The 13,910-nt window shown below is 56.2% G+C and carries 16 protein-coding genes and 1 tRNA gene; 14 read left to right on the top strand and 3 right to left on the bottom strand.

Annotation, left to right across the window (positions count from 1 at the left end):
* Window positions 1-5 precede the first annotated feature (5 nt).
* The gene (locus B9N88_RS29440; protein WP_027604105.1) at window positions 6-1,034 is read left to right on the top strand and encodes a nucleoside hydrolase; all 1,029 of its coding nucleotides are present in this window, start codon (window positions 6-8) and stop codon (window positions 1,032-1,034) included.
* Window positions 1,035-1,060: 26 nt separating this feature from the next.
* Here B9N88_RS29440 and B9N88_RS29435 read toward each other — a convergent pair whose 3' ends face one another.
* A complete protein-coding gene (locus B9N88_RS29435) occupies window positions 1,061-1,273 on the bottom strand; it encodes a hypothetical protein (protein WP_027604106.1) in 213 nt (70 codons plus the stop codon).
* Window positions 1,274-1,427: 154 nt separating this feature from the next.
* Here B9N88_RS29435 and B9N88_RS29430 point away from each other — a divergent pair, with 154 nt between their 5' ends.
* Together B9N88_RS29430 and B9N88_RS29425 are read left to right on the top strand one after the other, a co-directional pair.
* The gene (locus tag B9N88_RS29430) at window positions 1,428-1,733 is read left to right on the top strand and encodes a hypothetical protein (RefSeq protein WP_027604107.1); all 306 of its coding nucleotides are present in this window, start codon (window positions 1,428-1,430) and stop codon (window positions 1,731-1,733) included.
* Between the two features lie 142 nt (window positions 1,734-1,875).
* Window positions 1,876-2,196 (top strand): I78 family peptidase inhibitor, encoded by a 321-nt coding sequence (locus B9N88_RS29425; RefSeq protein WP_027604108.1) that lies wholly within the window; start codon window positions 1,876-1,878, stop codon window positions 2,194-2,196.
* A gap of 73 nt (window positions 2,197-2,269) precedes the next feature.
* On the opposite strand, the gene B9N88_RS29420 is transcribed toward B9N88_RS29425, so the two are convergent.
* Both B9N88_RS29420 and B9N88_RS29415 read right to left on the bottom strand, forming a co-directional pair.
* Window positions 2,270-2,482, bottom strand: coding sequence for a cold-shock protein (locus tag B9N88_RS29420; RefSeq protein ID WP_003234260.1), 213 nt, complete (start codon window positions 2,480-2,482; stop codon window positions 2,270-2,272).
* Window positions 2,483-2,771: 289 nt separating this feature from the next.
* Complete coding sequence (locus tag B9N88_RS29415; RefSeq protein WP_027604109.1) at window positions 2,772-3,086, bottom strand: hypothetical protein; 315 nt, start codon at window positions 3,084-3,086, stop codon at window positions 2,772-2,774.
* Between the two features lie 367 nt (window positions 3,087-3,453).
* Here B9N88_RS29415 and thrS point away from each other — a divergent pair, with 367 nt between their 5' ends.
* From thrS to B9N88_RS29360, 11 genes are all read left to right on the top strand, one after another.
* Window positions 3,454-5,376: a threonine--tRNA ligase gene (thrS, locus tag B9N88_RS29410; protein ID WP_027604110.1), complete on the top strand. Its 1,923-nt coding sequence runs from the start codon at window positions 3,454-3,456 to the stop codon at window positions 5,374-5,376.
* Window positions 5,376-5,927 (top strand): translation initiation factor IF-3, encoded by a 552-nt coding sequence (gene infC / locus B9N88_RS29405; protein ID WP_015884933.1) that lies wholly within the window; start codon window positions 5,376-5,378, stop codon window positions 5,925-5,927. The genes thrS and infC overlap by 1 nt, the downstream gene beginning before the upstream one ends.
* 60 nt (window positions 5,928-5,987) lie before the next feature.
* Window positions 5,988-6,182, top strand: a complete 195-nt coding sequence (gene rpmI, locus B9N88_RS29400) for a 50S ribosomal protein L35 (RefSeq protein ID WP_002553160.1) — start codon at window positions 5,988-5,990, stop codon at window positions 6,180-6,182.
* A gap of 30 nt (window positions 6,183-6,212) precedes the next feature.
* Entirely contained in the window at window positions 6,213-6,569 is a 357-nt protein-coding gene (gene rplT / locus B9N88_RS29395) for a 50S ribosomal protein L20 (RefSeq protein WP_003174975.1), read from the top strand.
* A gap of 109 nt (window positions 6,570-6,678) precedes the next feature.
* Window positions 6,679-7,695, top strand: a complete 1,017-nt coding sequence (pheS, locus tag B9N88_RS29390; protein ID WP_017737822.1) for a phenylalanine--tRNA ligase subunit alpha — start codon at window positions 6,679-6,681, stop codon at window positions 7,693-7,695.
* 26 nt (window positions 7,696-7,721) lie between these two features.
* Complete coding sequence (gene pheT / locus B9N88_RS29385; protein ID WP_027604111.1) at window positions 7,722-10,100, top strand: phenylalanine--tRNA ligase subunit beta; 2,379 nt, start codon at window positions 7,722-7,724, stop codon at window positions 10,098-10,100.
* A gap of 3 nt (window positions 10,101-10,103) precedes the next feature.
* A complete protein-coding gene (ihfA, locus tag B9N88_RS29380) occupies window positions 10,104-10,406 on the top strand; it encodes an integration host factor subunit alpha (RefSeq protein ID WP_002553164.1) in 303 nt (100 codons plus the stop codon).
* Window positions 10,387-10,743: a MerR family transcriptional regulator gene (locus tag B9N88_RS29375; RefSeq protein WP_003174972.1), complete on the top strand. Its 357-nt coding sequence runs from the start codon at window positions 10,387-10,389 to the stop codon at window positions 10,741-10,743. The genes ihfA and B9N88_RS29375 overlap by 20 nt, the downstream gene beginning before the upstream one ends.
* A gap of 90 nt (window positions 10,744-10,833) precedes the next feature.
* Window positions 10,834-10,910, top strand: a tRNA-Pro gene (locus tag B9N88_RS29370).
* Between the two features lie 596 nt (window positions 10,911-11,506).
* A complete protein-coding gene (locus B9N88_RS29365; RefSeq protein ID WP_027604112.1) occupies window positions 11,507-12,850 on the top strand; it encodes a metallophosphoesterase in 1,344 nt (447 codons plus the stop codon).
* Window positions 12,847-13,881, top strand: coding sequence for a GTPase-associated system all-helical protein GASH (locus B9N88_RS29360; RefSeq protein ID WP_027604113.1), 1,035 nt, complete (start codon window positions 12,847-12,849; stop codon window positions 13,879-13,881). The genes B9N88_RS29365 and B9N88_RS29360 overlap by 4 nt, the downstream gene beginning before the upstream one ends.
* Window positions 13,882-13,910: the final 29 nt, after the last annotated feature.

The raw sequence follows: 13,910 nt of genomic DNA, 5'->3' as shown, positions 1-13,910 counted from the left end.
GTTTTATGCAACGTGGTCTGCCAACCCTGAAAAATCTGTTTCGGAGTGTCCTGCTTTTGTCCGCACTCACTGCTGCCAGCGCCCAAGCGGCGGAAAAAATCGACTTGATCATCGACACCGACCCAGGTGCCGACGATGTGGTAGCCTTGCTCTTCGCCATGGCTTCCCCGGACGAATTGAACATTCGTGCGCTGACCACCGTCGCCGGCAACGTACGCCTGGACAAGACCTCGCGTAACGCGCGCCTGGCCCGCGAGTGGGCCGGGCGTGAAGAAATCCCGGTGTACGCCGGAGCACCCAAGCCGCTGTTGCGCACACCGATCTATGCCGAGAACATCCATGGCAAAGAAGGTATTTCCGGCGTCACCGTCCATGAGCCTAAAAAGGGCCTGGCTGAAGGCAACGCCGTTGATTACCTGATCAAGACCCTGCGTGCGGCCAAGCCTCACAGCATCACCATTGCCATGCTCGGTCCGCAGACCAACCTGGCGCTGGCCTTGACCCAGGACCCGGAAATCACCCAAGGCATCAAGGAAGTGGTGGTGATGGGTGGCGCGCACTTCAACGGCGGCAATATCACCCCGGTTGCCGAGTTCAACCTGTTCGCCGATCCGATTGCAGCCGAGATTGTGCTCAAGAGTGGCGTCAAGCTGACCTACCTGCCGCTGGATGTGACCCACAAGGTGCTGACCAGCGAGGCGCGCCTGAAGAAGATCGCCGACATCAATAACAACGCGAGCAAGGTCGTCGGCGATATTCTCAATGAATACGTCAAGGGCGATATGGAACACTACGGCATCCCGGGCGGCCCGGTACATGACGCCACTGTCATCGCCTACCTGCTCAAGCCGTCCTTGTTCACAGGGCGTCAGGCCAATATGGTGGTGGACAGCCGCGAAGGCCCGACCTTCGGCCAGACCATCGTTGATTGGTACGACGGCCTGAAGCAGACAAAAAATGTGTTCTGGGTTGAGAACGGCGACGCCCAGGGCTTCTTCGATCTGCTCACCGAGCGCCTGGCACGCCTGAAGTAACCCGGTCGACGTTCGCCAGCCGGTTCTTATTCACGCTCGGGGTCTGGTGCCCCCATGTGATCGGCCGGGTATTTTTCGAATACCTGGCCGATGAATGCCTGTGCCGCCTGGGTGCCGAGTTCCTTGACCAGCAGGTCGATACCGATGATTGCCAGTTCTTCCGGGCTTCCTGGGCTGTAGGAGCTTTGTCCTTGGGGCCATTTGGCTTTGATGTCGGCTTGGAGCGTTACGGTGGTCATGGAAGTCTCACGGGTTGAAATGCTGGGCAATGCGCTGGAACGCGGCTCTAACCGGCGCAGTTAATCATTTTGCGCGGCGCTTGGCACTGCTACTTAGGCATGAAGCAGGTGCTGTGCGACACTGTCTCCCTGTTTAATTGCCGGGGGACCCCGCGTGCAGATCGATTTGAATAACCCCGAGAACCTGACACTGGCCGCCGTGCGTCAACTGATCGCCAGTGCCAGTGATGACGAGCATACCCAGTTGCGTGTGACCAGGGCCGGAATTGCCTACATATCTTCCGGGGTGGTGGGAGGCACTGACATCGATGGCCTGCTGTTCCGCCTGGAGACCTGGGCCAAGGGTTCCGGTTACGTCGGCAACGTCGCGGCCAGCGACGAGGTCTGGGTTACACAGATTTTCAATGCGCTGAAGCAGAACTGGCCGAAGCCGCCGTTCGATTACATCGACATCTACTGATTACGCTCATATTTGGTCACGATTGATCGGGCGAATGCCTGCTGATAGTCGGGCAGACTTACCTATCGGCGGTTTACGTTTTGAAACCTATCAGCCAGACCGCTGTCGCACGATCTCTGTTCATTTTTCAATAGGAGGCTTCATGCCTTGGAAGCTCGCATCATTCGGTACTTTGTTGGCAGCACTCGCGTTGGCGGGTTGCAGCACCCCGGGTGCCTCTGAGCCAGCCAAAGACGCCGCCGTGACCGATGCCGGTCATAGCCGCTGTGAGTCGAAGGCCGCCGAATTCAGCATTGGCCAGAAAGCCTCGCCGCAGTTGCTGGAGCAGGCCCGTACCCGTGCTGGCGCACAGAACGCGCGGATCCTCAAGCCCAACGATATGATCACGCTGGAATACCGCTCCGACCGCCTGAACCTGAACACCGATGACAACCTGGTGATCACGCGCGTTAATTGCGGCTGATCGTTTCCAGGCTTTTGCAACGCCCATAAAAAACCCCGTCACATGGACGGGGTTTTTTTAGCTCAGCGGAGAATTACTCGCCGCGAACCTGTGCAGCTTGCATACCCTTTTGGCCTTTCTCAGCCACGAAGGAAACGGTTTGGCCTTCTTTCAGGCTTTTGAAACCGTCGCTTTCGATAGCTTTGAAGTGTACGAACAGGTCGTCACCGCCACCTTGAGGAGTGATGAAGCCGAAGCCTTTTTCATCGTTGAACCATTTAACGGTGCCGGTTTGGCGATTAGACATGGTGTATCTCCAAGAAACATATATTTTCAGTAGTGCTGTGCTGCTCAGGCCAACTGGGCACACCGGGCTATCATAGTCGAAATGTTCGGCTTGGGAGCCCCCCCAAGGCATTGTTTGCTAATCAATAGCGTTGCGTTTGCTACTTGTGTCGGCTGAAAGCCCCGATCTACGGGGCTTCGGCGTGAAATATCAGCTGGTAAAAAAAGCCGTAAAAGCTGCGTAATTTGTGCGAAATGGCAGTTTTCGGGCTGTTTTCCTGGCAAAACGGTCGTCTGATCCCAGGCCGGTCTTACTTTTTCTTCACGACTTTGCAGGACGAAATAGCCGCGACTGCTTTGTTTTTAAGCTCCGGGCTGGCGTTCTGGTTAGTCATGAGCTCCTTGATTTCCGCAGTGCTCAATTCGGCGTTGATCTTGTCGGCGCCACATTCGCAGTGGGCCTTGGCAGTCTTGACGTCTACGTTCTGGCTGGCGGCCGCGCTGCAGTCGCTGACGAAACTGTCACGGGCACCGGCTGGCCAATTGGATGGAGCGGCAGCCTGCGCGCCGAGGGAAAGGAGGCTCAGGGTAGCGGCGAAAGCAAGGGTCGAGGTAAAACGCATCATGGGATGCTCCTTTGATTCGAGGACGAACGGCGATTCTCAGTGGGTTTGAGGTGTGGCGTACAGCTCAAGTTCACTTTTGCAGCTATAAAGGCTGGAATTTGTCTTTGCAGCGGATACTGCCGGCGCGGTGACCGTTCATCTGTGCTAGCATCCTTGGCTTGGCTAATTCCGGGTGCGCCATTTGCCGCCTTGCCATGTTTCTTTTCTGCTCACTCCAGTCACTGTGGTTCGATTATCGGTTGGCCGAAAGGCTCCTGCCGCTGTAAGGCAGGCGTTCATCATTGAACGGCCTGGTGTTGGATCTTGTACTGGCTCATCCCAACCCACGTGACCTTTGGTAGGGGTCACCACTAGGAGAGGAGGCGCCATGCCAACTATTACTCTTCCCGACGGCAGTCAACGTTCATTCGATCATTCGGTTTCCGTAGCCGAGGTCGCCGCATCCATTGGTGCTGGCCTGGCCAAGGCCACCGTGGCCGGCAAGGTCGATGGCAAGCTGGTTGACGCCAGCGACCTGATCACCTCCGATGCCAGCCTGCAAATCATCACGCCCAAGGATCAAGAGGGGTTGGAGATCATTCGCCACTCCTGCGCGCACTTGATTGGCCATGCGGTCAAGCAGCTGTATCCGACTGCGAAGATGGTGATCGGCCCGGTCATCGACGAAGGCTTTTATTACGACATCGCCTACGAGCGTCCTTTCACCCCGGACGATCTGGCCGCTATCGAACAGCGCATGCACGCCCTGATCGAAAAAGATTACGACGTCATCAAGAAAGTCACCCCGCGCGCCGAAGTGATCGACGTGTTCACTGCGCGTGGCGAAGACTACAAGCTGCGCCTGGTGGAAGACATGCCGGACGAGCAGGCCATGGGCCTGTACTACCACGAAGAATACGTCGACATGTGCCGTGGTCCCCACGTGCCGAACACGCGCTTCCTCAAGTCGTTCAAGCTGACCAAGCTGTCCGGTGCCTACTGGCGCGGCGACGCGAAGAACGAGCAACTGCAACGCATCTACGGCACTGCCTGGGCTGACAAGAAGCAGCTGGCCGCTTATATCCAGCGCATCGAGGAGGCCGAAAAACGCGACCACCGCAAGATCGGCAAGCGCCTGAACCTGTTCCACCTCCAGGAAGAAGCGCCGGGCATGGTGTTCTGGCACCCGAACGGCTGGACCCTGTACCAGGTGCTCGAGCAGTACATGCGCAAGGTTCAGCGCGACAACGGTTACCTGGAGATCAAGACCCCGCAGGTCGTTGATCGCAGCCTGTGGGAGAAATCCGGGCACTGGGCCAACTACGCCGACAATATGTTCACCACCCAGTCGGAAAACCGCGACTACGCCATCAAGCCGATGAACTGCCCATGCCACGTGCAGGTGTTCAATCAAGGCCTGAAGAGCTATCGCGAGTTGCCGATGCGCCTGGCCGAGTTCGGTGCCTGCCACCGTAACGAGCCATCGGGTGCGCTGCACGGCATCATGCGTGTGCGCGGCTTCACCCAGGACGACGCCCACATCTTCTGTACAGAAGAGCAGATGCAGGCCGAATCCGCCGCGTTCATCAAGCTGACCATGGACGTTTATCGTGATTTCGGCTTTACCGAAGTCGAGATGAAGCTGTCCACTCGTCCGGAAAAGCGCGTCGGTTCCGACGAGCTGTGGGATCGCGCCGAAGCGGCCCTGGCCGCAGCGCTAGACAGTGCGGGCCTTGCGTACGATCTGCAGCCGGGTGAGGGGGCCTTCTACGGGCCGAAGATCGAGTTCTCGTTGAAAGATTGCCTTGGCCGTGTCTGGCAATGTGGTACCTTGCAGCTCGATTTTAACCTGCCGGTCCGTTTGGGAGCCGAATACGTCTCCGAAGATAACAGTCGTAAACACCCGGTTATGCTGCACCGGGCGATCCTCGGCTCGTTCGAACGGTTCGTCGGTATCCTGATCGAGCACTACGAGGGTGCGTTCCCTGCGTGGCTGGCTCCGACTCAGGCAGTGATCATGAATATCACTGATAAACAGGCGGATTTTGCTGCTGAAGTTGAAAAAACTCTCAACGAAAGCGGATTTCGTGCCAAGTCCGACTTGAGAAATGAAAAGATCGGCTTTAAAATCCGCGAGCATACTTTGCTCAAGGTTCCCTATCTTTTGGTTATCGGAGATCGGGAAGTCGAGATGCAGACTGTCGCTGTGCGTACTCGTGAAGGTGCTGACCTGGGCTCGATGCCCGTCGCCCAGTTCGCTGAGTTCCTCGCGCAAGCGGTTTCCCGGCGTGGTCGCCCAGATTCGGAGTAATTATTATTAAGCGTGAAATGAGACAAGATAAACGAGCTGCACCGAAAGCCCCGATCAACGAGAATATCTCGGCACGCGAGGTTCGGTTAATTGGCGCTGACGGCGAGCAGATTGGCATCGTCTCGATTGATGAAGCGCTTCGTATTGCAGAAGAGTCCAAGTTGGACCTGGTGGAAATCTCCGCCGATGCAATCCCACCCGTTTGCCGGGTGATGGACTACGGCAAGTCGATCTTCGAAAAGAAGAAGCAGGTTGCCGCGGCGAAGAAGAACCAGAAGCAGATTCAAGTAAAAGAAATCAAGTTTCGTCCAGGGACGGAGGAAGGGGATTACCAGGTAAAACTGCGCAACCTGGTACGTTTCCTGAGTGATGGGGACAGGGCCAAGGTATCCTTGCGATTCCGCGGCCGTGAGATGGCCCACCAGGAGCTGGGGATGGAACTCCTCAAGCGGGTTGAAGCTGACCTGCTCGAGTACGGTTCGGTCGAACAGCATCCTAAGATGGAAGGACGCCAGCTGATCATGGTCATCGCCCCGAAAAAGAAGAAGTAATCAACAGGGCACGGCAGGCCTTCTGATTATGTTTATCAACTGAATGCGGAGTATCCGAACATGCCAAAGATGAAGACTAAAAGTGGTGCTGCTAAGCGGTTTCTGAAAACTGCTAACGGTATCAAGCACAAGCACGCTTTCAAGAGCCACATCCTGACCAAAATGTCGACCAAGCGTAAGCGTCAACTGCGCGGTAGCAGCTTGCTGCATCCGTCTGACGTGGCAAAAGTCGAGCGCATGCTGCGCCTTCGTTAATTTTTGGATCAAGAATAGAGGAAGTAACTCATGGCTCGTGTAAAGCGTGGCGTCATTGCCCGTAAACGTCACAAAAAAATTCTGAAACTCGCTAAAGGCTACTACGGCGCACGCTCACGCGTATTCCGTGTTGCCAAGCAAGCGGTAATCAAGGCAGGCCAATACGCCTACCGCGACCGTCGTCAGAAAAAACGTCAGTTCCGCGCTCTGTGGATCGCTCGTATCAATGCTGGTGCACGTGTTAACGGTCTGTCCTACAGCCGTTTCATCGCTGGCCTGAAAAAAGCGTCCATCGAAATCGACCGTAAGGTTCTGGCTGAACTGGCCGTGAACGAAAAAGCGGTGTTTGCTGCGATTGTCGAGAAAGCTAAAGCCACCTTGGCTTAAGTACCCCCGACAGTCACCCTGGGCTGCGCCTGTAGCCCAAGGTGGTAAACGTCATAAATAGGGGAAGAGCCTTCAAGCTCTTCCCCTATTTTGTATCTGGAGTCTGTACATGGAAAACCTGGACGCGCTCGTCGCTCAAGCTCTTGAGGCTGTGCAAAGCGCTGAAGATATCAATGCCCTGGAGCAAATCCGGGTTCACTACCTTGGCAAAAAGGGTGAATTGACTCAGGTGATGAAGACCCTGGGAAATTTGCCGGCTGAAGAGCGCCCGCAAGTCGGCGCGCTGATCAACGTTGCCAAGGAGCGTGTCACAGAGGTGCTCAATGCGCGCAAGGCGACCATGGAGGAGGCCGATCTCGCGGCCAAACTCGCCGCCGAGTCCATTGATGTAACCCTGCCTGGTCGCGGCCAGGCCTCGGGCGGTCTGCATCCGATCACCCGGACTCTGGAACGCATCGAGCAGTTCTTCACCCACATCGGCTACGGCATTGCCGAAGGCCCTGAGGTCGAAGACGACTATCACAACTTCGAGGCGCTCAACATCCCAGGCCATCACCCGGCCCGGTCGATGCACGACACCTTCTATTTCAATGCAAACATGCTGTTGCGCACCCATACCTCGCCGGTACAGGTCCGCACCATGGAAGCGAACAAGCCGCCGATCCGCATTGTCTGCCCAGGCCGTGTGTACCGTAGCGACTCAGATATCACCCACTCGCCGATGTTCCACCAGGTCGAAGGCCTGCTGGTTGATCGCGACATCAACTTCGCCGACCTCAAGGGCACCATCGAAGAGTTCCTGCGAGTGTTCTTCGAGAAAGAGCTGGCGGTGCGTTTCCGTCCATCATTCTTCCCGTTCACCGAGCCATCCGCAGAAGTCGACATGGAATGCGTGATGTGCAGCGGTAAAGGCTGCCGCGTCTGCAAGCAGACTGGCTGGCTGGAAGTGATGGGCTGCGGCATGGTTCACCCCAACGTGCTGCGCATGTCCGGGATCGATCCGGAAGAGTTCTCGGGCTTTGCCTTCGGCATGGGCGTTGAGCGTCTGGCCATGCTGCGTTACGGCGTGAACGACTTGCGTCTGTTCTTCGACAACGACTTGCGGTTCCTCGCGCAATTTCGCTAGTCGTAACGAATCTTTAGGAGAGCAGGATGAAATTCAGTGAACAATGGCTGCGCGGCTGGGTAAGCCCGCAGGTAGATCGCGATGCGCTGGTTGCGCGTCTGTCGATGGCCGGTCTTGAGGTCGATAGCGTTACGCCGGCCGCCGGTGTTTTCAGTGGTGTGGTGGTGGGCGAGGTGCTGAGCACCGAGCAACACCCCGATGCTGACAAATTGCGTGTGTGCCAGGTCAGCAATGGCGCACAAACGTTCCAGGTCGTGTGCGGAGCGCCTAACGTGCGCCCGGGCCTGAAGATCCCGTTCGCCATGATCGGTGCCGAACTGCCGGGCGACTTCAAGATCAAGAAAGCCAAGCTGCGTGGCGTCGAGTCCAACGGCATGCTGTGCTCCCAGGCGGAGCTGCAAGTAGGCGAGGGCAACGACGGCCTGATGGAACTGCCGGGCGATGCGCCAGTGGGCCAGGACATTCGCGTCTACCTGGAGCTGGAAGACGCCAGCATCGAGGTCGACCTGACTCCGAACCGTGGCGACTGCCTGTCCCTGGCTGGCCTGGCACGTGAAGTGGGCGCGCTGTACAACGCGCCAGTCACTCGTCCAGTGGTGGCCGCAGTGGCTGCGGTGCACGATGAAGTGCGACCGATCGAAGTACTGGCACCAAACGCCTGCCCGCGTTACCTGGGGCGTGTGATCCGCAACGTCGACCTGTCCAGGCCAACCCCGCTGTGGATGGTTGAGCGCCTGCGTCGCGCCGACGTGCGCAGCATCGACGCGGCCGTCGATATCACCAACTACGTGATGCTTGAACTGGGCCAGCCGCTGCACGCTTTCGATCTCGCTGAAATCAATGGCGGCATTCGCGTGCGCATGGCCGAAGAAGGCGAGAAGCTGGTTCTGCTCGACGGCCAGGAAGTCAGCCTGCGCGCCGACACCCTGGTGATCGCTGACCATTCCCGCGCCCTGGCGATTGCCGGTGTGATGGGGGGCGAGCACAGCGGTGTGTCCGCGACCACGCGCGACGTATTCCTTGAAAGTGCGTTCTTCGACCAGATTGCTATCGCTGGCAAGGCCCGCTCCTACGGCCTGCACACCGATGCGTCACATCGCTATGAGCGCGGTGTGGACTGGAAGCTCGCCCGTGAAGCCATGGAGCGCGCCACTGGCCTGCTGCTGGAAATCACCGGTGGCGAAGCCGGCCCGATCACTGAGATTGTCAGCGAACAGCATCTGCCGTCCGTTGCGCCGATCACCCTGCGCGCCAAAAGCGTTGAGCAAATGCTTGGCCTGGTCATCGCCCCGGCTGAAATCGAACAACTGCTGTCGGCCCTCGGGTTGAACATTTCTGCGGGTGGGGAAGGGCAGTGGCATGTTGAAGTGCCAAGCCATCGCTTCGATATCAGCCTGGAAGTCGATCTGATCGAAGAGTTGGCTCGCCTGTACGGTTACAACCGCCTGCCGGTTCGTTACCCGCAAGCGCGCCTGGCGCCGCAACCCAAGGCAGAAGCGCGTGCGCACCTGCCTGAGCTGCGTCGTCTGCTGGTCGCCCGTGGCTATCAGGAAGCGGTGACCTACAGCTTCATCGATCCGAAGCAGTTCGAACTGTTCAACCCGGGCGTCGAGCCGCTGCTGCTGGCCAACCCGATCTCCAACGACATGGCCGCCATGCGTTCATCCCTGTGGCCAGGCCTGGTGAAAGCCCTTTCCCATAACCTGAACCGTCAGCAAGACCGCGTGCGCATGTTCGAAAGCGGCCTGCGGTTTGTCGGTCAACTCGACGGCCTGAAGCAAGAGCCGATGCTGGCCGGTGTTGTTTGCGGCAGCCGCTTGCCGGAAGGCTGGGCGCAAGACCGGGATGCCGTGGACTTCTTCGACGTTAAAGCGGACGTGGAAGCGGTACTGGGCTTTGCCGGTGCACTGGACGACTTCACATTTGTGCCAGGCAACCATCCGGCGCTGCACCCAGGCCAGACTGCGCGTATCGAGCGCGAAGGTCGCCTGGTGGGCTTCGTCGGCGCCATCCACCCGGAACTGTCGAAAACCCTTGGGCTCGACCGCCCGGTCTTCGTCTTCGAACTGGTCCTGGCCGAGGTGGCCTCGGGCAAGATGCCTAAATTCAGCGAGTTGTCGCGCTTCCCTGAAGTGCGTCGTGACCTGGCCCTGATCGCCGATCGTGAAGTCGCCGCTACTGCTGTTCTGGATGTAATCCGTGAAAATGCAGGGGAATGGCTGACAGACCTCAGGCTATTTGACGTCTATCAGGGTAAAGGCATTGATCCGCATAGAAAAAGCCTTGCAGTTGGCTTGACCTGGCAGCATCCATCGCGCACTCTTAATGACGATGAGGTGAATGCCACGACACAAAATATCCTCACCTCGCTCGAACAAAGGTTGAACGCCACGTTAAGGAAGTGACGTATGGGGGCTTTGACGAAAGCTGAGATGGCGGAACGTCTGTACGAAGAGTTGGGTCTGAACAAGCGCGAGGCCAAGGAATTGGTCGAGCTGTTTTTTGAAGAGATCAGACACGCTCTGGAAGACAACGAACAGGTCAAATTGTCCGGTTTCGGCAATTTTGATCTGCGGGACAAACGCCAGCGGCCTGGCCGCAATCCAAAAACGGGAGAAGAAATCCCGATCACGGCTCGCCGTGTGGTCACCTTTCGTCCAGGGCAGAAGTTGAAGGCCCGAGTTGAGGCTTATGCTGGAACCAAGTCATAACGACGAGCTACCCGTCATCCCAGGCAAACGCTACTTCACCATTGGTGAAGTCAGCGAGCTTTGTGCGGTAAAACCGCACGTGCTGCGCTATTGGGAGCAGGAGTTTCCTCAACTCAACCCCGTCAAACGCACCGGGAACCGTCGGTATTATCAGCGCCAGGATGTGCTGATGATCCGACAGATCCGTGCGTTGCTTTACGATCAGGGATTCACCATCAGCGGCGCGCGCCAGCGTATGTCCGGTGATGAAGCCAAAGACGACACCACCCAGTACAAGCAACTGATCCGCCAGATGATCTCCGAACTGGAAGATGTGCTGGTGGTTTTGAAAAAATGATTCAGGCTTTTAAAATACTTCCACATTTCAAAAGCTTGCGGTATATTCCTGATCGCTTCGTTGCGAAGCGAACCCAGTAACACGCCTAGTCGGGGCGTAGCGCAGTCCGGTAGCGCACTAGCATGGGGTGCTAGGGGTCGAGTGTTCGAATCACTCCGTCCCGACCATATTATTCAAGGAGTTAGCCCAATCTGAGAAGGTTGGGCTTTTTCATGTCTGAAAAAATACTCCCACATTTACTCCCACGAAAATTTTTTATCTGGGTGGCGTTGCCATCCGGAAGGCGCAATTGTGTTCTGATCTCGTGTCTGGACGCTCTCCTTGCCAAGGCAATGCTCTGAAGTGACAAGTGCGTTCGTCAACATTGCCCATATCGAAGATCCACGAGGCGAGCATCGGGGGAAGGTATTAGCGGGGTGATAGTCTCGGTTGCTGCTGAGGTGATTCAGACAATCGCTCAGATTCCAGCAGAGGCATTAAGTATCACGCGTTTTTAGCGGCGTGACGTGGAGAGGGCTGATCAAGCGTGATCCCACTCAGCGAGCCGCAACCATCAGCAGCAACCACGGGTGGACGTGGGTATAGCATTTTGCTAGCTTCGATTCATTTCCCGTTACTCCCTAGGTAACTTTTTCGGCGTCGACTGGCCCGTTTTATAGCTCTGTTGGGTACAAGCAAGTACCGGCCAGGGTTGAGGTCGCGCGCAAGGACAGTCTTCCAGTCCCTTTCACATCAGTTGCGTGAGGCAAACAAGGAGTTCAGTTTGGCGGCCGTATTTATCCACCTCTCCGATATTCACTTCGGACAAGAAAAAGCTAGCAGCATTCGAATAGTCAATGAGGACGCTCGAAGGCAGCTAATCGAAGATGCGGCCGCACACGTGGCAGCACTACCTACCAGAACAGCTTCGGGGATCTTAGTGACCGGAGACATCGCATATGCGGGCAAACGTCATGAGTATGACGCAGCTGGATTGTGGCTTGATGAACTTGCCTCCCGCGTTGGTTGTACGGCAGCTGATATTCAAATGGTCCCAGGAAATCACGATGTCGATCGAGATCAGATCAAAGGATTGACTGAAATGATGCTCGCGGCGATCGGTAACGAAGGTGAAGCGAAGCTGGATGACTTTCTTGAAGAGGCGGTGGCAAGAGAGGTCCTTTATCTTCGCTTTGAAGAGTACCGACGCTTCGCCGACGCTTACCAGTGTCCGCTTGACTGCAGCGGCAATAGCAGTGCAGAGCGTAGGGTGGAGCTCGCCGATGGACGAGCGATTCGCTTTGTCCGACTAAACTCCGCTTTGATTTGTTCGAGGCGTAAAGACGAAAAGGGAAATTTGCTTCTGGGAGCCCGCCAGCGGGTTATGAATGAGGCGATCGGCGAAGAGCTGGTGGTGCTAACTCATCATCCACTTGATTGGTACGCCGACTCGGCTGAGACCAAGAGGTTCTTAAGAAGCCGAGCTCGAGTTTTCATTTCCGGCCATGAGCACCTAGCAGCAGTAGATGTCCAAAACGTAGAACCTGGGCGCGACCTCATGATGCTTGCCGCTGGAGCTACGACACCTGATAGCTTCGATGACACCTACACTTATGCTTACAACATTATCCAGTTTGACTGGGATGAGAACGACGATGCTCTTGCCGTGACACTGTACGCCCGAGCATGGAACGACGACATGAAGCGGTTCGAATCAGACGATGTGCGTCTTGGTGGGCATGGGCAACGAACCGTTTTAGGTTCACCCAATTTTCTTAAGGCAACAAGGCCTTCCATCGGCACCAGGGTCAAAACAGGCCAGGATGTGGAGCCGGCGTCGGTCGAGATTATCTTACCGCCGGAGGAAGAGATGACCGGCAGCTCGCGCGTTGATGAGACGGAGTATCAGAATCTCCATTTGCGTTTCTTCCGCGATCTTACAGAGGGCGAACGACTTCGTATTTTGGTGGAGCTTGACGCCGTACCTAATGAAAATATGGATCATTTTACTCACGAGACGGAAAGTAAACTTTTCCGAAATATCGCTAAAATGAATCGTTTCGATCAACTGCGCGAAAAGGTGGAAGAAGCCCTCACCAAGCGTAAAATCAACAAGGACAATCAATGAGCAACATGGCCGAATATGCTCGTATTTTTGATACTGGTACTGACGACGGATTGGTGGAGAAACGATTAAAAGCTGTGGCTGAAATCAAAGCGTGGTTTGAAAGTCTCACCCCGGATTTGGCCATTAGTACGGCGAGTCGTATTTCTTCCTCATTCGGCACCAGCGCATGTCTTCCCGATGAAATTGCAGCTATTGGTGAAGAAAAAATTCAGCGGCATGCTGTCTCATTTGTTCGGTCCGCCAATCCAGATGATCTGCAAATCAAGGTGGTTTTGGCAGTCGCCGCAATCGACGTTTTTCAAAGTGTCACTGCTAAAAGCGGCGGGACCTCGGTGGATGCTCTGGCGGCGGCCTTCTGGTCAGCTCTTGCGTTTCAGCGCCCTCTTGAATTGGAGAAGGTTGAACGCCTTCGTCAAGACTTGCTGACAGCCAGCCGCACACATGTGCTGAAAATTGCCGATGCCGCGCGCGTGCGGCAGACGGTGCCATCAATCGGTCTCGTGTCCATCAGTCAGGATTCAACACAGCCGTCTAGAGTCAATAAAGCCTTTAGCCAGGCCGTAGAGCCAATGATCTCGGCGATGCGTGAAAATGCTGTACTCGACCGTGAAGAGCTGGACTTTATGTGGTGGCTCCTCTCCGGGCGGAGCGAGTTGCTGGACGAGCCGCTCGATAGTTTGCCGTGTGCAGTTCGCGCCGTCGCCGCCGGATTGGATGGGGCGCTCAAATTGAGAAGACTTCCTGCGGACGCTCACCGCAACATCGTTCTGCGTAATATTGAGAATGGCGAACCGTTGTCACTCATGGAACTTATCGAGCTTTTAGGTGAACGCCGTACTAAATTAGCCACAAATTTTGATTCGGTTAAGGCTGATGAATCCGCGGTATTTCCGCTCATGGCGGCGATTAAAACCGGAAGTACTGATGCTTGCGCCTCGGATGAAAAGAAGACCGCTTGGGAGTGGGGCGCCCGCGCGTTACTGGAGGGGGCAATTCAGCATTTGCGTAAAGGGATGGCTAACGGACTATGACCGAGCCAGTGTGTACAGTCCCGGAATGC

The organism is Pseudomonas sp. LAMO17WK12:I1 (genome assembly GCF_900177315.1).
GTDB classification, from domain to species: domain Bacteria; phylum Pseudomonadota; class Gammaproteobacteria; order Pseudomonadales; family Pseudomonadaceae; genus Aquipseudomonas; species Aquipseudomonas marginalis.
The sequence above is the reverse complement of the archived record's forward strand: the minus strand, read 5'-3'. Positions and strand labels throughout refer to the sequence as shown.